The following is an 18,486-nucleotide window of genomic DNA, read 5'->3' as shown; positions in this document are numbered from 1 at the left end:
TAAAACGCTGTTCTTTTAGCGTGAACCCTCAAATTTCAGTTCATGTGTCAACGTAAACACAACTTCTGCGTGTCGGTCAGTTGAAGTGCTGACTGACCATTCATTTTGATCGTGTTCTTTGCATCAATTATGCCCACTGCTCTTTTTTATCCTAGATGAAGATGACACCCTTGCCCCTGGCCTTACCCCAATACGTTTGTTGCATCCGTCAAACAATCGAAAGTGGGCTATTCGACAAAATGCCTCTGCGGAGGCAAGTGTAAGTTTGCCTTCATTAAGGCTTTGAGGTCTCTTTCTGTTTCGATCCATTGTTGATCAAGTTGTCCTTCTTTCGCCTTGCTTTTTTTAATGCACGAACAGGTACGTGTTGTACTTTGTTTTATTCAGAAGGGATGTAGACAAGTCTGAAAAATGTGCCTGTGTGCTGTTTTGCGGTTTTTTGTTGGTTTTGTGGCAGCACTGGTGTCTCAAGACCAACAATATAACCAACACAGGTGGTTGTTAGCGGAAGTAAATGAAATAAAAACCGCTCCAATCTCAAGGACTGGAGCGGTTTTTTAAACTTAATGAATTTATTGTAATTCATTAAAAGTGTTTTCATGGTGCCGAGGGCGGGACTCGAACCCGCACGAGAACAAAGCCCCAGCGCATAGGCTTTAAAATCAACGGTTTAATCTTCCGTTAAGTTCATTTTAAGCCCACACTTTAACACCAAGTCCCACACACAGGCCCACACACTTTTCCCGCCTTCAATCCCACCTCGCCCGGTTCTGGGTAAATCTCCAAGCTTAAAATACTTTGTCAAGATCCATTAGCGCCGTCTTATACCCATGTATTGCGGCAAGTCTCTATGGGGTGAGAAAATCAAGGTTACGCTTTCGCAAATATATTAGGAGGAATATGTATGCGAAAGTTTTTGCGTACTGCGCTGGGATGGTTTTGGATTGGTTATCATTTTAGTCATTTTGTTTTGGCTCTTTACACACACGATTATGAGCAGGCTGCAAAGGAGGGTCTGCAACTACTCATGCGGTTGCTTCCGCATGTCGGTACTCTATGGACTAGGTAGGATTACCACAGTCCGGCGGCCAGACACGGCTGCTTAACAAACCTGTTCTCGTTGCCTTGTAGGGCTTCAATGCGCTTGGCGCGGGTGCACTCCCACGCGTCCACGGGATACTGCTTGTCCCAGGCCTGCATAAGCTGCTCTTGTTGGCGGCTCATGTGGTAGCGCGGGCCGTAGGAGTCTGCCATGTAAAAATATGTGCGGGCGATCTGTCCACGGGCGCGCGCCGGGGGCTCGGCCTTGCGGTCTGCGATCTTCATTTCGCATGCGCCGAAGGTTGGCTGTTCGCCTGCCAATATGGCGTAATTGTAATTCGAGCGCATGGCGTTAACCGCGCCGATGGCCGGATACAGGTTGTACATATCGGCCTGCATCAGGCGGTATTCTGGGTTGACCTTCTCGGCGCATTTGCGGCCTTTGAATTCTTTGCCCCGGTTGTCCACACACTCGGACGCACCGTCGCGCCATTCTGGGAACGTCTGGCCGAAGTTTTCAGCGGGCAAGACATGTTCCCATTCGATCTTGTCTGCACGCCGTTCGTGCTTGGGCGTCTCGAAGCCATCCGGCAGTGTAATGTTGCCCTGAGCGTCATACTCTGCCCCGCAGTAAAAGGTAACGCGGTGGTCGGCGTAGACCTGTGACAACATTTTTTTTGAGCGCGAAAAACTGTCGTTGGTCGTGTTGCCTGCGGCCATGGCCAGAGCAGGGAGCAGGAGGGCGGTCAGAAGGAAGGAAAGCAGGAATTTGCGCATTAGCCTTTATCTCCTTGTGTCTCGGAATCCGCACGGCATTTGCACGACGGGCTGAGCGTGCCGTCACGGCACACAACGCGGCCATTGCTGCACTGGCCTGACATACCGCCGTGATGTGAGCAGCAGCCACGGGCAGCCTCTAGGATGCCGGGCAAGTAGTCAGGCTGGGCCGTGGTGGCGCATAGGTCGGAGATGATAGGCTGAGGCGCGGCGGTGTCGGCAAAAGCTGGGGCAGCGAGGAGAAGGAACAAACCAAGGAAGAGTGTAATTTTTTTCAGGCCCATAACATGTCCTTTTCTATCCCAATACTAGGTTGAAAACATTGTTGTCGAAGTGCATGTTCGACAATCAATAAACCATTGGGAGGGAGCATGAAAAGGATCATTTTTGCTTTGATTGCGTTTTCTCTGGCCTTTGCCCCATGCTTGATTGTTACGGATGCCAGCGCCAGGGGATCAACAAGCGTTAAAGGCTACACCAAAAAGAGCGGCACATATGTTGCCCCACACAAGCGCACTGCCCCCAACAATACCAAGATGGACAATTATTCGACTAAGGGAAACACAAACCCCTATACGGGGAAAAAGGGGACGAAGAAGCCGTAGGAGTCAAATAACTATTTAAAGGGGAACGGTTATGAGGAACAAAGTTGCAATTTTTATTATGGGGATAATTTTTGCTGCTCTGATCGGGTGTGCTAAGCCCGTGCACAAGGATTGGTTTGCAATGGGAGGGAGCAAGAGCGATGCAACCGTAAAACTTGGCGTGAGCTGGAACCCAAACACCGAACAGCCTGAAACGAGTAGGCAACAAGCAGATTCTTTGGCCGCGCAAAAATGCCGCACTTGGGGATACGAAGATGCCGAGGCTTTCGGCAGCATTAACCAGCATTGTACAAATTTGCAGTACACTGGATACGGGCCGATTTGCTATCAAATGCAAGCCGAAATTCAGTATCAGTGCACTGGATCTATCGCACCAGCCGCGCCTGTGCCTTCGCCAGTTACAGGGAAGCAAGTAAAATAAGATGCCTAGGCCGCTCAGAAATGGGCGGCTTTTTTATTCCACCTTTTTGAACTTCCTGCCCTCGACCCTGACGCGCCCGGCGGCCACGAGCTGCTGAATGGTGCGCGGCATTGTGCCCATGGGCACGTCAAGTTGCATCAACAGCAGGCGCTCATATCGCTTGGCGATGGCCTTGGCCTGCAATTGTACCTTGCTCTTGATCCCGCGCTTGAAGTCCAACGTGATATATCGTTCTCCGTCCGCGTCCAAAGACACCTTGGCATATGCGCCAAGGGTGGCGAGGTAGGCGAGTGGGTCAAAGAGGGTAGGCATAGGGAGAGGATAAGGCGGGCTGGGGAAAAAGAAAGGGCCGCGCGAGGCGGCCCGATAGCAAAAATGTTGCTGGTGACAGCCTTCCAGCAGACACTTTGGCGGATTGCAATCTCCTATCCACAGCGGCCTTGCGGACGAACCCCAAGGACTTAGGCCACACCAATAATGGTGGGCGCTGACAACCTCAATATGGGGCTAGTCGTCGCCGGTGTCAAGGCAATTCGGAGAAATTGCGGCGAGGACACATGTTTAAGCCAATGCACTTTGGAGTCATATGGATATGGCAATGTTTTAGGCGTGTTGACTAGGCAGTGCCAAGGCATCTGCTCTTCAGGGTCTGTCGTGCTAAGTGGGACAACGATGCAAAGCCAAGGAGATACCGAGGACAAAACAACGACAGGCCTTTTTTTGCACATTTCAGGCTCAATCACGTTCCCAAAATCGCAAAGAAGTATTGTTCCTACATCTGGTGTAAATTTTATTGCCATGCCGACACCGCCCAGGAAAATATTTTTTTCTATTCCCCTACCAGTCCACCGTCCTTGCGGCAAGAGGGCATAGCTGGTAGGTGATTGAACATGACTAAGCATGTCAAAATAATCCTATTGATTCTCATAATCACGGCTTATGCGCCTCAAAACGGGTATGGTTGCTCATCTACTGATATTGGTTTTTATCAAGATGGATTATGTTTCTTGGGGGCAAAATGGGGGATGGATCGAGACTCTGTGGTCAAAAAGTTAGAAGAAAACAACGCATGGCATGTAAGAATGCCCAAAGCAGAAGTTGGATTAATTAAAGGAAAACGCGAAATTCTAAAGGAGGCATTAGTTTCCAAAGGGACTATAAACAATAATGTGAATTTAGATTTTATCATAACACGAGAAAATAACTGCAATACGGTAATCTCTTACAAATTTTCTGGCGAGTCACTTGTATGCATTTTTTTAATTACATTTTTTGACAAATTGAACAATCGTGGCAACTCATCAGATATGGATTATTATATCGACCTAGCTGCTGCTATATATACAAAATTAGGGGGCGGCGCTGACAAGCATGAGTATGTTGATAGAGTTGGATTGTATATAAACAAGGCTCACAGCTATTCAAGTATATATAAAATAAAAGACACATTTTCCATGATGATTAGTGGTGTCGTCCTGTGGAGCAAAGATTATAACATTACTGCACCTGAAATAGAAAAAGAGTACTCTAGAGTAAAGAGGACTTATGAAAAAACCAATAGCGGCACAAATAATTCGAAATTGAATACAGGGAAGATTCCTGAAGTTAAAATAGATTTGAGGCTCAAAGAGAGAAAAGATACGGTTGATAGCCTTTTAAATTAATTAAAGGCCGGTTTCCCGGCCCATTCTGATTAATCTTTCCGTGCTCTCGGCTTGCCCAACAGCGGGGCCAACACGCCGCCCTCATCGTCCACAAAGTAGGCATTTGAGCCTTCAATGGTACGCCAGAGTTGTGGTGTGCCAAGGCCCAGCAGAAAGCCTACCGCGTTTGTAGTTTCCTTGAGTGCCAAATATGTGGCATCGTCATCATCTTCTTCCAGAGCCGTTGCCGCATGCCCGGCACCGCGAATAGCGTTATCCAACCCAGCCAGCATTAGCGGCGTGCGCCCCCCCTTGAATCCGTCGCTTGAAAAGTGGCTTTCGGCCATTCTGGTTATATCGCGCACCACGGGAATGCCCATACTCAAAAAGCCCGCCGCTTCCCATGCGTAGTCTTCCTCGTCTGGAAGATCATCATCACGCCCCAGAGAAACGAGCAGAGCAGAGAGAGCCACGGGCATCACCCACTGGAATGCGAAAGCCTGAAAAGCCTTGGCCGGGGCCATGCTGCTGTTTCCTGTTCTGGCCCACTCTGTCAGCCCTCGCACCTGTTCCATTTTGCGGTTGAAGTCAGAAAGGGCAAAGCTCATGAAAGGGCAGAGCATCCGCATAAGCCCGGCTTGCCGCATTACAGATGGTGTATCCAGCGCACCGCCGCCGCCCTGTGCCGCAACAACCGCCCCGTCTGCCCGCGCAATGGCTACGCTTTCCTCAAGCCCGCTGGCAATGGCCTTGTCGTAGGCCGCAAGCCATGTGGGGTAAGCAACAGCGGCATCCAGTGAAGATATAAGCGCGAATTGCGCCCGCTGCACAGTGTCCAGCGCGTATTGCGCCCCCATAAAGCGCACGCCGCCCACGCCATTGTTCCGCATGCGCTCATACTCGCGCCGCAAGGTATCGTCCATAAGCATGGCGCGTTGCTGCATGTATGCAGACTTTTCGCGGATCGTCTGCCAGGACTGCAACGGGGATGAAAGGATGGTGGCCGAGGCTTTGAAAAAGTTCCCCGCGCCGACCTCACCCCAAGAGTTTCCAACACTGGTAAGCTGCAAGAGGGCAGACTTCATATTTGCCCCAAGGGCATACATGGTGCCGCGCCGGGCAAGCCAATCCATGACAGCCAGCATCCCTGTTGCTTGCTCCCCGCCTGGGCGCGCAATGCCACGCAACCATGGAAGAAGCTGCGAATAGTTTTCCTGCCCTGCTGCCCCTGCAAAAGCCTCCTTAAAGTCGGCATTGTTGAAAAGGCGCATGGTGTCGCGCAGTGGCAAAACGTGGGTAACGTAATGGGTTGTGTCATTCACATGCTGGTCGATCACATCCAGCGAAAGCCGGGGCGGCAACGTGCCCCCCTGGCGTGCCTTGGTCATGCCGCTTTTAGGGTTCGGGCTGCGCAACACAGCTTCCATGCCGTTAAGCATCTGGTCTGCTGAGGTCAGTTCTGCGGCCTTGCCACTCAGGCGATGATCAAAAATGAGCGGATAATAGCCGCCCTTGAGCGTGATTGTTTTCCCGTCTGCCGTCGCAACCGTAAGCTCTTGAGCTTCAACCTTTGGCAGGGGAACGCCCTTCATTGCCTGATATACTTCATTCAGGCGCGGATAGAGTGTATCGATGGCATCCCACGTTTTTTCAACTGCCCGCCATTCCGCTTCAGTCATTCTGGACGTGATGGCGTGCAGATCCTGTTCTGTCCAGCCATAGCCGCGCATGAGCGCCTTAATGTTCCCGGCGTTTCCCATGTTCATGGCCACAGAGTAAACCTTGTCCATGTCCCACATGCCTTTCCACAAGCGGGCAACATCTTTTTGCAGCGCAACGCCGTCCATGGTGAAGGCCTTGGTCATTCTGCCGGCCTGAACAATTGGGGAAAGGGCTTCGCGCAGGAGGTCGCCCATCTGGCGGCGCAGTTTTAACTCATCGGTCTGGGCCTGCTGCAAAGGGTTCAGCCATGCATCATGGTTAACACCGTTGTCTGTGAATCCATCAAGCGCGCGGGCCAGAAAGCGCACGCTGGTGAGCGAAGAAAGCCCTTTGCGCAAGGCCCCTTGGATTGTTCCCAAGACTCCTTCCCGATCAGAAAGGAATCTGCGCTGGGAAAGTTTTCCCATCTGCTGCGCACAATTGCTTGCTACAACAGAGATGCGGGACTTCTCCCGGCTGGCCAGCATGCGATCATGGATGCGACCCATGTGCGCGAGTTCTTTGACCAGGCTGTGCAGGTCGCGCAACTGCGTGATACTGAGATCACCAGCGCGACCCGTTGCGCCAGAAAGAAGCCAATCAGGGGCAAGCGTAGAAGGTTCCTCAAAAAGCGACACGTTGCTTTGCATGAAGTCTGAAAGACTGGGCATGGCCTGCACATCACGGGGGGCCATACTTTCAGTGCCAAGTCCTTTCCAGCTTGAGATGATTCGCAATATCTGCTGCTGATATGCGTCGTTGATGGTTTTGCTGTTGGCGACTTTGCGAAGCTGCGAAACGATGTTGTCCCGCTCCATGCGAGTGCGATAGGCTGCTCCGAGCGCTGCCCGGCGTATGCGTTCCTGCTCCCGCATTCCGGCAATCTTCGCGCGGAATTCAGACCTCATATCGGCCATATTCTCGCGGGATTCTTTTTTTGCCTCTACCCATGCCTTGCGGGCACCGCGTGCCTCACTCTGTAGTCTTGCCATGAGCGCTTTGTATTGCGCGTCAACGTCCTTGAGCTTCTTCGCCCCCACCAAAAGATCGACCTCGCGCCGGAGCGCTGCCGGACTTGGCTGCTTATTGCCGGTGATGGCTTCCATTTCAATGGCCATGGCCTGATCCATTGCGCTGGTGTATTCCACCTCGGCGTCAAAATCGCGCTCCCACGTCTGCAACTGCTGCTGAACCTCTGCCGAAATGGCTTCGCGTTTGGTGGGTGTTTCCATCAGTTTGGCGGCCAATCCCTGTACTGTATCCTCATTGAACCGTGCCGCCACGTCCAGCAGGTCAAGTTTGCCGCCAGGGCGAATAAGGGCTTTTCCTTCCCAGCGGTTGCCTTTCCACTTGTCCCTCAGCTTATAGGCAACGTCTTCAGATATGGCCTGTTTCAGCGCGTCAAAATCAATACCTTCAATGCGCAGGGCTTGCAGCATGGTGTGGACAGGGGAAGAGTTCACGCTCTCGGTTGCCGCAGCCTTAAATTCTCGCTCTACCCGGCGGCGTTCCACAAGCCTGCGGTTTGCAATAGCGGCGCTGGCATTGTCATAAGCTGCCTGTGCTGCTTTGGCGTATTTGTCTCGCAGTTCTGGCCTTACACTGTCACCAAGCAAGTCCATTACAGATCCGCTATTGGCCCTGCGCTGGGAAAGGTCTATTTCCTCCTGTGTTGCCAGAAGAGAGTCAAACACCTCACTTGCTGCCGGGGAAATATTGTCCGCTCCAAGGAGAGTCTTGACGCTCTTGTAGATGTCTGTGATCCAGTTACGGAACTTGTTGAAGGCAGACTGCAATTCCCAAGACGGGGCTTTGCCTTCGCGGGCATAGGCCTCAAACTCGCGGGCAAATCGCTCCTGTGTCTCCGTCCATCTGGCGGCGGATTCTTGGCCTTCAAGTGTACCATCAAACCCGTATGCCTGTTGCAGCTTCGCCCATGCCTCGCGCACCCATTCCGGTGAGGAATCCAACTTGGCGGCGTCGCGCAATTCTTCAAGCCAGAAATGGGCAGTTTCGTGCAGGATAGTGGATGCGTCTGCCTTTTGAAAAAGAGCGACAACATATCGCCCATCGGCAAGCTGGCGCATGCCGCCACGGGGTGAATTGTTGACGCCCGTGCTGAAGAGCGTAAGATTAAGACGTTCTCCGCTTTGGCCTCGTTGTGAAGCGTGGCGTGTAGCCGAAGGGTTTTCCTCCTGGAAAAGAGCTGAATTCGCTCTCTCCCAAAGCGGAGTTCTTTTATCATAATATTTTTCCCTCACAAGCCCGGCTGTCTTTATTTCATAGTGATCTCCCTCCTCCCTAAATTCGAGCTTGGCAATAATGCGCGACTTCGGCTTGTCATCTCTGAATACCAATTCAAATTTTCTATTTGTGTTGCCCTGATAAATCGCATCTACATGCGACAAAACATGATTCACAAACTCTCGTGCATCGGAATACCCAAGCCCGCGAATCTGCTCTCCGTGCTCATCTTCAATATGCTGCAAGTCTTTCGGCAGTAGAATAATATTGCCCGGCTTCCCCAAAGGAAGATTTTCGGCCATTTCAGGCGTGACGCTGCCAACTAGTTCAGCCGTAGCATCATCATACTTGATGCGATCTTTTGCTTTCTTCAGCCTATCCTGCCACAGCATTCCTTGCCCAACGCTCTTGCGAAAGTTGGTTTCAAATTCGTCATGTGGCATCATCACTTTTTCAGCAAAAGATTCAGTGTCGATTTCTCCACGGCTTAATTCGTAGCCAGCCCTATTTTCACTAAAAAAAGAGTGTGCCAGAGCGTCGAGGCCCTGCCCCTCGCCTTTTTTTGCAAAAAATCCAGGCCCGAATTGTTGGCGCAATTCGTTATAAGCATCTTTGCCATATGTGTTTATAATGTTTTCAGGGTTCACCTTTCCCCAGGCATACGCAAATTCAGGCTGAAGTATGCGCCGTTTTTTTACGCGCCCCATGCCTTTTTTTACGCCGAGATCGTCCATAAGCTGGCTATATGCGCGGTCACGATCAATCCCCTCAAGGTCGCTATTTCCAAGCCCCCTAAACTCGTCAGGCGTCATTGCCATATATCCGGCAAGGCGGCTTTCAAGATACTCTTTGGGGGTCATGCCGAACACTTCGCCCATGCGCTCGGCATTTGCGGCGAGAATTGTACCATATGCCTTTGCCTGTGCCTCGCTAAACCCGGCGTTCTGCATCTGCTGCACATATGGCGCAACAGTTTCCATGCGCGCTTCATGTCGGCTGAGTGCCTGATTTTCCTCGTCCACAATGGGATCAAGGATGCTATTCAGGTATTCAAGGCGCGCATTATTGTCCTCGTTCATACCCTCAAGCGCCCCAATTTCCATATCTGTGGGCATGGCCGGGTCAAAGCGCATATCTGGCCGCATAGCCTCATAGCGTTCAGGTTCGCGCAAGATATGCGTGGCTGCCTTGGAAAAGTCCACGGCAACGTCAGTGCCGAGGGTAAGGTTCTCTTCCAGGCTTTCAGGGGTGACACCCATGTCGCGGGCGGCCTGCACAAGATCAGGGTTTTCGTCCTGGAAGAATATCTTCTGCACCGTTTCCGGCTTGATGAATATATGGCCAGGGGTGACGCCGCTGTCTGAAAGATGTTGAAGCAGGGCTTCGCCTGTCTCCGGCATATCTTTGAACACTTCTGAGGACTGTGCGGCCTTTGCCACCGTATCCATGAGGTTGTTCTGATAGTCCCGCGCTGTCTGCATGGCTGTATCCATGCGTTCCTGCGCCTTCACGCCGCGCGCAAGACGTACGCCACCACCGGCTGCAATGGGTATTGCCATAGCCTCGGCTGCCTGCTGGGCCGTCTGCCAGAGGCGTTCTTTAATATCGTCAGCAGATTGCCCGGCTGAATTGACGTTGGAGAGCTTGCGGCCAAGCTCTTCTGCGACTATGGAAACGCCTTCCTGCGCAACTTCCGTTGATGTTTCCCCAGCAAAGGCCCGCAACGCGCTTTTGAGCGTATCGCCCACCTTCGCCATCAGGCTTGGGTGCTGCTGCAAATATTTCAGAGAAGTTGCCGCCGCCTCTGGAGCTATCAATCGCTCAAGCTGCGGGACCATCCGGCCCAACATATGAAAACTGGCGTACTCAAGGCCGCCGGATATTCCGCCGCCAATGACGGCCAGCGTCCGTGCTACGTCGCGGTCAATCTTGTTGCCGCTCTCGTCTTCCATGGCGCGCAGCGTTCCGTAGATGGCCGCGCCTTCCTGTTCCATCATATCCAGAACAGCGCCGCCGGTTGCGGCTGCCCCGAGGCCAGACATGGCCCCAGCAACTGCTGTTGGAGCAGAGAACACACCACCGCCAGCCAGAGCACCGTAAATAGCTCCAGCAGACGCCATGGTTGTTCCGAGTCGCGTAAGCCCTCTGACGCCACCCTCGGCAGATCCATACAGCGGCACAGCAACGCTGCCCACAGTTCCGCGCACCATGCGTTGCGGCAGCGGCATCTTGTCGCCAAGGTTATCATAGTAGTTGAGGGCCGAGGTGAAGACGCGCATCTGCTGCTCTTCTTCATCCGTCAGAGAGGAGCCGTACATCTCCTTGAGATAAAGCTTGTTCAGCTCACGCCCAACCATGCCAACGTCCCAGGCGTTGCGGGCTGTGCCAATTACGCCGGAGTTAAAGAACCCCAGACCTTCACTGTCAACGCTGCGCTCAATTTCTGCCAGCGGCCTGTCCTGGGTGATAGCAAGTTGCTCAATGGCGTCAGCTTCACGCAGAAAACCAAGGGTGTTTGGCGTCTGGTGGATGTTGTCGCTGAATGCCTGCAATGATTCAGCATACTGGTCAGATGCGATCTTTTTGCGTGCAAATCCTGGGTCCATATCAACAAAGTTAGGGGGAAGGCCAGAGGCGAGTTGGAGTTTGCGGGCCTCCAACGGACTCAAATTCATATTGTTTTTCAGTGCATGAAGCCCACTCCCGATATCCTGGACTTCATTCTGCACGCTGTTTTCAAGCGAACCATAGAGCGAAAGAACATCTTCAACTGGCGGCGCGCTGACGAACCCACCTTCTTCGCCGCTGTTCTGATGCTCGATGGATATTTCACCCGTGTTGTCCAGCGAGATGGAAGGGGGCTTGTATCCCTGATATTGCGCGCTATCAGAGGACTTGCCCATACGCCGATCAAATTCCTGGCTGAATTTTTCGAGGTCAAAATTCTGGGACATTATTCACCCCCGCCTGCATCAGGGCTGCTCTGAAGAAGCAGTCTATACGCGGTAGAAAGCTGTTTATCTGAATACCGACCAAACATGCCCTCCGGCTTTTTACCGGCCTGCTTGAGCATCTGCACCGCATGGTCATATTCTGGTGTGCCCTGCGCTGGGCGGGCATCGTCGTATTTGTCGAGATAGATATTTTGCAGGCCTTGGATAGTTTTTTTATCACGGCCAAAGAATCCCGCTTCAAGCGTAACTGACTTGAAGAAATCCCTTGCCTCCTGACGTAGGCGTGCAGGGTCTTTCTTTTCATCGGCATTGGTTTGGTCAAGGAAGCGCGTCCAGAGAGCGCCTACTCCACCCTTGCCGAGAGCAGACTTGGCCTGGGATTTGTTGGCGCCCATCCATGTGGCGGCTTCGACTTCAAAAGCCGTCTTGACGGAGGGCAGGGCAGAGCGGAAAGCCTCACTCTTGTACTTCTCGCGCGTCACCTTGCTGAGACGACTGCCGTATTCCGCGTCAACGGAAACATCCTCACCGCTGGCAAGCCTGGTTGCGAGTTCAGACTTAGCAAGAGGATCATCCTGCGTAATCTTGCCATCGTCGTACATATTTGCCGCTCGGAGATTGTCAGCAATCTTGAGAGCTTTTGGACGGTCTTCAAGCGGTAGTCCTTGGACAACCTCGCGCGTTTTCTGAAAGCTCTCTTCCGGCGTTCCCTTGGCCGCTTCTGTCAGTCTGTCCTCAATGCCACGCAGGCGGATAGCCTGAGCCTTATTGCGCAGGTCTGTCTTTGCCCCAGCCTCGTAGGCGATATCATCAAGAATGGCCCTGTAAACCTTCTTGTTTTTTGCGTCCCCGCCATATGTCTTATCCAGCACATCGAGCTTTTCTGCGTCAGACATTCCGGCAGTATCTGAGTTGAACGCGTTCACTTTCCCTTTAAGGGCCTCTGTTTCAGCCCTAGCAGCATCCGCCCTATTTCTGGCCTCCAGTTCGCGGCCTTTGGAAGCGGCTCTTGCGCGCAGTCCATCAGCATTGCCGCCCAGCAAGGGGCCGTAGGCCTTAATCATGTTGTTGGCGGTGCCCAAATCCTCCCCGGCGATGCGGTCAGAAATGGCCTGCGTGAGCGTCTTTTGCTGCATATCCTGCAAGCCAGCCTGCACCCATTCAGCGCCGTAGCCGCTGCGCTTGGCCATGTTTTCAAGCTCTGCCTTGACCACGCCCATTTGCGCGCCAAAGGCTGCGGGGTTGGCGGCATCTGCCACGGCCTGATTTTGTGCCAGCGAGATATTGGCCTTGCTGGTGGCATTGCCGTAGTTGATGGCCTCGGCATGCACCTTGCCTGTCGCCCAAGCATCAAGAGTGGCATCAGTTTCCGATGCTGCGCGGTCAAAAAGGCCAGCGGCCATGCTGCCAAGCTTGCCGGAAATTTCGCCCCTGGCCTGCTCCCGCCATGATTTCAACTGCGCTACAACGCCGTTGCTTTCGTCTATGGCATCCTTGCCAGCCAAAGAACCAAGCTGGGCTTGCAGCTTTTGCGCACCCTGCTTGTACTGCAACCATGCGTCCTTGGCCTTGCTGGTCTGGTAGTCCGTATAGAGATCATATCCGGCCTTGGAAGCCTGCTCCAATCCCTGCCCGAGCTTTTCCAGCCCCTTGGCCTGCTGGTCTGCTCCCTGCTGGTAGATCTGCGCGGCGCTGTCTGACAGGCGCGCGGAAGTATCCACGCCCGGCGTGGGGTATTGCTGCTGTTGCTGATAGGTGGGCATGCCAGCGCCAGCTTTTTCAGGGACGCGGAAAGAAAAGTTGTTCATGATCTCACCGCCTTTGTACCGAATGCCGGGGCTACGGCGGAATCAAATATACTGCCGCCTTTCTTTGTAAGCGGACTACTTGCTTTTCCGCCCCACAGGCCAGAGCCGAAGTTGCTCCCGGCTTTGGCGAGGCCACCAAGGGCCGTTCCAATCATGCCCGCCGTGGGGTCTATGCTGTCCGCCTGCCATGCGTAGGCCTGCGCCTGCTGGCCGGAGTTCCAGCCTTGGATCTGTATGTTGTGGGATTTGTCCAGCGCCTGTTGCTGAATAGCCAGCGCGTCCAGCTCACCCTTTTCAGCGGTTTCCATGGTCAGATCAAGGTTGCTGCCAGTGTCCACGGTGATACCGCTTGCGCCAGCAATTGCCCGCTGTGTGCCGATAATGCCCGCCGCCTTGAGGCGCTGGCGCTGGGCATCATCGTAGCCCTGGCGTTTGACCGACGCGGCCTGCTCCTGAGCCAGCTCCTGATTTTGCTCGGCAATTTTGGCTTGATATTCTGCGGCATCCTTTTGTTGTTGGGCCTGCCGTTGTTGCGCAGAGATGCTCACGGCGGTGCCAGCGAGAGCTGTTGCGGCGGTTATGCCTGCGATAACTGCGGCTGTAGTTCCAGAAATTGCGGCCATATCAAAGCTCCTTGAACCAGACAGTTTCGGTCATTTTAGCCCCCAAGCGGCGATACAGGGCATCGCAAGGGCGTGATGCCGGGGAATTATAGCCAATACCGTAAACCCCACGCTGCCGCAGGCTTTCCTCTGCCCAACGCAGGAGGCGAAGGGCAGCGAATGCGTCTGTCCTGATTTCGCGCGAGAGGTACAAAGCCAGCGCTGACGCCGTAATACGCCCAGGCATATTGATGTTTTCAGACAAGCAATAGGCCGCGTAGCCATGCAACGCCCCGCTTACGCGGGCAGTTACGGCATGCAGGATGCCGCTTTGCTCCATGGCGCAATACATATGATGCGTCACCGGCACGGCTGATTGACTGCCGTACATGGATGCTTCTGTCTCCTGCCAATGGGCCACGGTCAGGGGCGCGACCTCTTCACTGATGGCAGAGTAAGTTTCAACCGCGAATGTAATTTCCATAGCTACACCTGCCCAAAGTCCACATCACACATGATTGCCACAACCTGCCACGGCAGGGGCTTATCCTGCACCAGCCAGACGGACGTGCTTTCGCTCTGGCCGCCGCCGGGGGTAAACTCCCTGTCGCCCGTGAAGGGTTCGCAGGGTTCGCCGTAATTGGTGGGGATGAAAGGGAAGTCGTCCAGATGATCGAGGTCGGCCCCGTACTTGCCGCCCACGCTGCGGAACAGGCGCACCACGCACTTGCCATAGGCCCGCTTTTTACCCAGGGTCACGCCGGATTGTGCCTGAACCTCAAAGGAGAGCGGCGAGAGAACGGACGTGTACGGCAGGCCCGCATGTACCACCTTGGCGGCGTAAGGAATGGTGATCTGTCCACCAGAAACCACACAGCCCTCTACCGGGCTGCCGTCCGCCAGCACGGCCAGAGTGCGGCCTTCAAGGTGCCCGAGGCCCGTCACTGTGTGCGTAGGCTCCGCGCTGCGCTGGCTCACGCCGCAATCAACAAAATAGGCCTCGGCAATGTCGTCGCTGGGCTGGAAGGGGGCGGCAAGGCGCTCAAGGAAGTAGCGAGTCTGGCCTGCAACCGTCCGGCGCACTACCAGTAAAACGGCGTCGCCGTCGTCACCGGAGATTGTGGCCACAGAGAGCACCTCGCCGTCTGTCACATGGCGCGACCAGCCCCATATGTCGTGTTCCTTCATGTAGGTCAGGGCCAGCAGCAGGCCGTCCTCACGAACGCACCAGATGGTTGAACCGGGGGTTTGCTGGTAGGCCCACTGCTTGAGGGTGTGCCCGTCAAACAGGTGGGGCGCAAAGATGGAAAGATCGTTACCCGCGTAGCCGTCCTTTTCCAGCGAGTAGAAAAGGTCGCGCACTCTGGAGCCGTGGCGCTGCACATGCAGCACCGAGTTGCCGATGATAAGCGGCGCAAGGCCCGCGCTGCCCCAATATGACTGCGCGGTGACGTAGGAAATCTTGGGCGTGATGATGCCGTTATCGCCCGTGGCTTTATACTCGCTGCCTGTGGTGCCAAGCAGCAGGTCGCCAAAGCTGGCGGCCCACGTTACCGCATTGATAGCGCCCGAGGCGATCTGGTATTCCACCGGATCGTCGTCCTGCAAGGGGCGGGACTTGCGGAAGGATTCAAAATCTCCCGTGCGGGACAGATAGAAATAACCAGGGCTGCCAGCGCAACCGGTCAGCACCATGCGTTGCTGGTGAAAGGCCACTACGCCGGGGTTGTTGCCGTTGGCAAACGGGTCCCAATCTTCCTTTGGGGTGTCGTCTGTTTTGGCCTCATAGTTGTTATCGGTGAAGCTTGTGCCGGTGGATATGCCGATAAAGCCGAAATAGCCCGCAGACTCCCGATAGACGTTGTATTCCTTGGCTCCGGGCACGGCTGCCCACGAAACGGTAGCGCTGTTGCCCTGAACCCAATCCGAAGGATGCTTGCCAGAACAAGAGCCCGCAGCAGATGGTAAACTTTCCTTGCCGCTGGCATCAATAGCCACCACTTTATAACGCAGCGTGTACGAGCCGGAATCGCTGAATGATACGGACGGAGTTGCGGGCGCGGCAATGCTCTGGTTAAGCACAACCTCAACGATTGACCATGCGTAAATACCCGGCGTGGCTGTTTTTTGCCGCAAAATTTTGTGCAGGGTGTAGGCCGGATGGGCCAGATAGACCACATCGCCCACCTGAGACCATGATATCGCCAGCAGGTCTGCGGCGGCGTATGGAGTGGCAATGGCGGCGGCGAGGTTGTTTTTGCCGTTACTTACGCGCAGCCTTTTGTCGGATAGCACCAAGACGAAGTTGTTGGCGGCATCGGCGTTAAAGCTGAACGGCACGAGTACGGAAAATTCCTCAAGGTCGGCTACAAAACGGGTGCCAGGGCGGCGGGCGCAGTCGCCGTGCAGACCGGGCCGCATGTTTTGCATGGCCTGCGAAAAATTGGCGAAACGCTCCAGATTATAGCGGGCGTTGAGCGTGGGCGATACCTCGCCGCCTGTGAAGTTGTTGTAAGCTATGCGCGCGCCCATGATTACACCGCGTAGGTAACGGAGATTGCCTGCACCTCCGCAATGGTTGTGGCCGCGTCCACAGCGGCAAGCAGGGACGCTCGGCGGGCCTCATGGATAGCCAGCAGTGTGGAGTATCCTTCGGGGTCTTCCGTCTTCCATGCTTCAATGGCCTGATATACCGCAAAGGCGCTGGCTGGTGTGCTGGCACTGGGCATTGTCAGGCTTGCAGTCATGGCCGCGTCAAAGCCAGCGTTGATCTCCATACGCTTGACGATTTGCAAATCTAACAGCGCGGGCTGTGGCACTGTCTGTATTTCAAAACTGCCTTCTATTGGCACCATCATGGCGCAATTATCATTGCACCACTGTGCGGCTTCCGGCGGATATACCCCTTTAAATTTTTGTCCGATTGCGTACATGGTGCCTCCTTAGTATCCAGCGGCGTACCAGTTGGTATCGACAGCGGAAGACGTTTTCCCAAAATTGAAGCCATAGGTGTTTCTCCATGCAGTACGCGGATGCCCCGAAGTCGTGTCCAGATCAAAGGCATACACATTCAGGACATATGATGCACCTGCAAAAGGAATTGGGAACGTTACAGTAATGTTGGTAGTTCCGATAACACCAAGATAACCGCCCTGTTCTATGAATCCATCGGAATACTTACGGTACCAGCTTGTTCCGTTTGTCCATGTGGACACAAGGTATTGAGACCCAGCAGGACGATTGCTCATGTCTGCATTGAGCTTGCCTGCAAGGCTCGTATTGACAGCATCAAGCCGCGTATCTTGCTGCGTGTTCTTTGTTTCTACAGCGTCCAGTCGCGTATCCTGCTGTGTGTTTTTGTCCTCAACTGCGGTCACGCGCGCAACAAGGTTATCCGGCACTGCCGCCTCGGCCTCTGCCGCACTCTGTGCCGCAGCAAGTGCGCTATCATGCGCTGCATTGGCCTGCGCCGTAGCGGCGCTTACGGCCTCTGCCGCTGCGGTTTCAACCGTCTGTGCGGCGGTGCTTGCGCTGTTTGCCGCCGCCTGCGCGCTGACCTCTGCGGCATCAGCCTTGTTGCTGGCCGCGCTGGCGCTGGCCGCTGCGGCGTCCCGGCTGGCGTAGATGGACGCAACCACATCTTCCGGCGACTCGTTGCTGGTTGGTGGGAGTATGACGGCGCGGGCCATCTGCTCCAGTATCTGCTGGCGTTCTGCCGTTGCCTGATCCAGCCCGTCCTCGAGCACCTGCGGATCAAAGCGCGAGGCCGAAACAAGGTTGATACCCTGCACAAACGGCATGTTGCGCGTGATTGCCAGCTTTGCGCTGCCGGGCAGGGGACTGCCGGACTTGGGATAGGTGACGGAACCGCCGGAGCTGGTGAGCGTGACGGTGCTGTTGCTGGTCACGTCCGTGCTCACGCCTGCCGCGTCCGTCACCGTTACGGCAATATGGTTTGAGTCCCACACCTTGAAGGCAAAGGGAAAGACGGTGGTAGATCCGTTGCCCTGGTAGACGGCCTTGCTAAGCTTGCTGTCGAGCGTCATTAGTCCCCCCTGCCGGTGATCCAGCTATCTTCTTCAAATTGCGGTTTACCCTCGGACGCGCCGCCCTCGTATGCCGCCGGGATTGACGCGCGGTAAAGTTGCTCCAGCTCGTTGACCTTGCTGCCGTTATTTTTGAGCAGCGGCACGGCGATCAGGCAGGCCAGCTTGCGGCCCAGCAAGTAAATGAACAGATCGTCCCACTGTGCCGGGCTAGGGATATCGCACGTGTAGTCCGCCACTGCGTCCGCGCAGTTTGTGAGGATCATGGATGCGCCGCCGTCAGGGTCGGAGATCAGTTTGAAGTCCTCACGCTTGCGACTGCCGGGGCGGGAAATTTTATGGAGCTTAAGGCAGTTGCTGGGGTAGGCGTAGGCGTTGCGCCACTCGCCATCCCACACGGCAGGCAGGGCTTTTGCGGCCAGCGCGATACGGGTCTGCGCCCAAGGGTAGGGGAAATCGCGCAAGGCCTGACGGCGTGCAGCATCCCAATACAGGGCGCACTGCCGGGCCTCCTCGCAGTTTTCCGACTCGCTGGCTACGGTGCGGGTGCCTATGTGCCCGAGAGCCTTGTTCCACACCTCGATTTTACTTTCCATCTGCCGCTCCAAAAAGTTGTTTAAGTGGGGAAGGCCTGCGCGGCCCTC

The 18,486-nt window shown here is 54.6% G+C and carries 14 protein-coding genes; 3 read left to right on the top strand and 11 right to left on the bottom strand.

Annotation, left to right across the window (positions count from 1 at the left end):
• Positions 1–1,071: 1,071 nt before the first annotated feature.
• The gene (locus RDK48_RS10790; protein ID WP_298997018.1) at positions 1,072–1,818 is read right to left on the bottom strand and encodes an endonuclease; all 747 of its coding nucleotides are present in this window, start codon (positions 1,816–1,818) and stop codon (positions 1,072–1,074) included.
• Between the two features lie 371 nt (positions 1,819–2,189).
• On the opposite strand from RDK48_RS10790, the gene RDK48_RS10785 reads away from it, so the two are divergent.
• On the top strand, positions 2,190–2,423 hold the full coding sequence (locus RDK48_RS10785) for a hypothetical protein (protein WP_298997021.1): 234 nt from the start codon (positions 2,190–2,192) through the stop codon (positions 2,421–2,423).
• 31 nt (positions 2,424–2,454) lie between these two features.
• Positions 2,455–2,844, top strand: a complete 390-nt coding sequence (gene yecR / locus RDK48_RS10780; protein WP_298997024.1) for a YecR family lipoprotein — start codon at positions 2,455–2,457, stop codon at positions 2,842–2,844.
• A gap of 33 nt (positions 2,845–2,877) precedes the next feature.
• Here the strand turns inward: yecR and RDK48_RS10775 are convergent, their stop codons facing one another.
• A complete protein-coding gene (locus tag RDK48_RS10775; RefSeq protein WP_298997027.1) occupies positions 2,878–3,156 on the bottom strand; it encodes a hypothetical protein in 279 nt (92 codons plus the stop codon).
• 149 nt (positions 3,157–3,305) lie between these two features.
• Positions 3,306–3,644 carry a type II toxin-antitoxin system PemK/MazF family toxin gene (locus RDK48_RS14975; protein WP_374042270.1) on the bottom strand — a complete coding sequence of 113 codons (339 nt, stop codon included), beginning with the start codon at positions 3,642–3,644 and terminating at the stop codon, positions 3,306–3,308.
• A 90-nt stretch (positions 3,645–3,734) separates the two neighbouring features.
• Between RDK48_RS14975 and RDK48_RS10770 the strand changes: the two genes are divergently transcribed.
• Positions 3,735–4,508, top strand: a complete 774-nt coding sequence (locus RDK48_RS10770; protein ID WP_298997032.1) for a hypothetical protein — start codon at positions 3,735–3,737, stop codon at positions 4,506–4,508.
• A 29-nt stretch (positions 4,509–4,537) separates the two neighbouring features.
• Here RDK48_RS10770 and RDK48_RS10765 read toward each other — a convergent pair whose 3' ends face one another.
• From RDK48_RS10765 to RDK48_RS10730, 8 genes are read right to left on the bottom strand one after another with little or no spacing between them, the layout of a single operon-like run.
• Positions 4,538–11,386 (bottom strand): hypothetical protein, encoded by a 6,849-nt coding sequence (locus RDK48_RS10765; protein ID WP_298997034.1) that lies wholly within the window; start codon positions 11,384–11,386, stop codon positions 4,538–4,540.
• Positions 11,386–13,194 (bottom strand): hypothetical protein, encoded by a 1,809-nt coding sequence (locus tag RDK48_RS10760; protein WP_298997036.1) that lies wholly within the window; start codon positions 13,192–13,194, stop codon positions 11,386–11,388. The genes RDK48_RS10765 and RDK48_RS10760 overlap by 1 nt, the downstream gene beginning before the upstream one ends.
• On the bottom strand, positions 13,191–13,817 hold the full coding sequence (locus tag RDK48_RS10755; RefSeq protein WP_298997038.1) for a hypothetical protein: 627 nt from the start codon (positions 13,815–13,817) through the stop codon (positions 13,191–13,193). The genes RDK48_RS10760 and RDK48_RS10755 overlap by 4 nt, the downstream gene beginning before the upstream one ends.
• A 1-nt stretch (position 13,818) precedes the next feature.
• On the bottom strand, positions 13,819–14,280 hold the full coding sequence (locus RDK48_RS10750) for a GNAT family N-acetyltransferase (protein WP_298997040.1): 462 nt from the start codon (positions 14,278–14,280) through the stop codon (positions 13,819–13,821).
• Between the two features lie 2 nt (positions 14,281–14,282).
• The gene (locus RDK48_RS10745; protein ID WP_298997043.1) at positions 14,283–16,328 is read right to left on the bottom strand and encodes a hypothetical protein; all 2,046 of its coding nucleotides are present in this window, start codon (positions 16,326–16,328) and stop codon (positions 14,283–14,285) included.
• Between the two features lie 2 nt (positions 16,329–16,330).
• Positions 16,331–16,729 (bottom strand): hypothetical protein, encoded by a 399-nt coding sequence (locus tag RDK48_RS10740; protein WP_298997046.1) that lies wholly within the window; start codon positions 16,727–16,729, stop codon positions 16,331–16,333.
• A 9-nt stretch (positions 16,730–16,738) separates the two neighbouring features.
• Positions 16,739–17,842, bottom strand: a complete 1,104-nt coding sequence (locus RDK48_RS10735; RefSeq protein WP_298997049.1) for a hypothetical protein — start codon at positions 17,840–17,842, stop codon at positions 16,739–16,741.
• Positions 17,842–18,438 (bottom strand): hypothetical protein, encoded by a 597-nt coding sequence (locus tag RDK48_RS10730; RefSeq protein ID WP_298997052.1) that lies wholly within the window; start codon positions 18,436–18,438, stop codon positions 17,842–17,844. Before RDK48_RS10730 ends, RDK48_RS10735 begins: the two co-directional genes overlap by 1 nt.
• Positions 18,439–18,486: the final 48 nt, after the last annotated feature.

It is taken from the genome of uncultured Desulfovibrio sp. (genome assembly GCF_902477725.1).
Lineage (GTDB): Bacteria > Desulfobacterota > Desulfovibrionia > Desulfovibrionales > Desulfovibrionaceae > Desulfovibrio.
Note: the sequence above shows the minus strand (reverse complement) of the source record. Positions and strands in the feature narration are given on the sequence as shown.

Bases quoted from the DNA above. Each gene is read 5' to 3' on its own strand.
- RDK48_RS10745 (WP_298997043.1), bottom strand. From the start codon at position 16,328: ATGGGCGCGCGCATAGCTTACAACAACTTCACAGGCGGCGAGGTATCG.
- RDK48_RS14975 (WP_374042270.1), bottom strand. From the start codon at position 3,644: ATGGCAATAAAATTTACACCAGATGTAGGAACAATACTTCTTTGCGAT.
- RDK48_RS10775 (WP_298997027.1), bottom strand. From the start codon at position 3,156: ATGCCTACCCTCTTTGACCCACTCGCCTACCTCGCCACCCTTGGCGCA.
- RDK48_RS10755 (WP_298997038.1), bottom strand. From the start codon at position 13,817: ATGGCCGCAATTTCTGGAACTACAGCCGCAGTTATCGCAGGCATAACC.
- RDK48_RS10735 (WP_298997049.1), bottom strand. From the start codon at position 17,842: ATGACGCTCGACAGCAAGCTTAGCAAGGCCGTCTACCAGGGCAACGGA.
- RDK48_RS10740 (WP_298997046.1), bottom strand. From the start codon at position 16,729: ATGTACGCAATCGGACAAAAATTTAAAGGGGTATATCCGCCGGAAGCC.
- RDK48_RS10730 (WP_298997052.1), bottom strand. From the start codon at position 18,438: ATGGAAAGTAAAATCGAGGTGTGGAACAAGGCTCTCGGGCACATAGGC.
- RDK48_RS10770 (WP_298997032.1), top strand. From the start codon at position 3,735: ATGACTAAGCATGTCAAAATAATCCTATTGATTCTCATAATCACGGCT.
- RDK48_RS10765 (WP_298997034.1), bottom strand. From the start codon at position 11,386: ATGTCCCAGAATTTTGACCTCGAAAAATTCAGCCAGGAATTTGATCGG.
- RDK48_RS10750 (WP_298997040.1), bottom strand. From the start codon at position 14,280: ATGGAAATTACATTCGCGGTTGAAACTTACTCTGCCATCAGTGAAGAG.
- RDK48_RS10790 (WP_298997018.1), bottom strand. From the start codon at position 1,818: ATGCGCAAATTCCTGCTTTCCTTCCTTCTGACCGCCCTCCTGCTCCCT.
- yecR (WP_298997024.1), top strand. From the start codon at position 2,455: ATGAGGAACAAAGTTGCAATTTTTATTATGGGGATAATTTTTGCTGCT.
- RDK48_RS10785 (WP_298997021.1), top strand. From the start codon at position 2,190: ATGAAAAGGATCATTTTTGCTTTGATTGCGTTTTCTCTGGCCTTTGCC.
- RDK48_RS10760 (WP_298997036.1), bottom strand. From the start codon at position 13,194: ATGAACAACTTTTCTTTCCGCGTCCCTGAAAAAGCTGGCGCTGGCATG.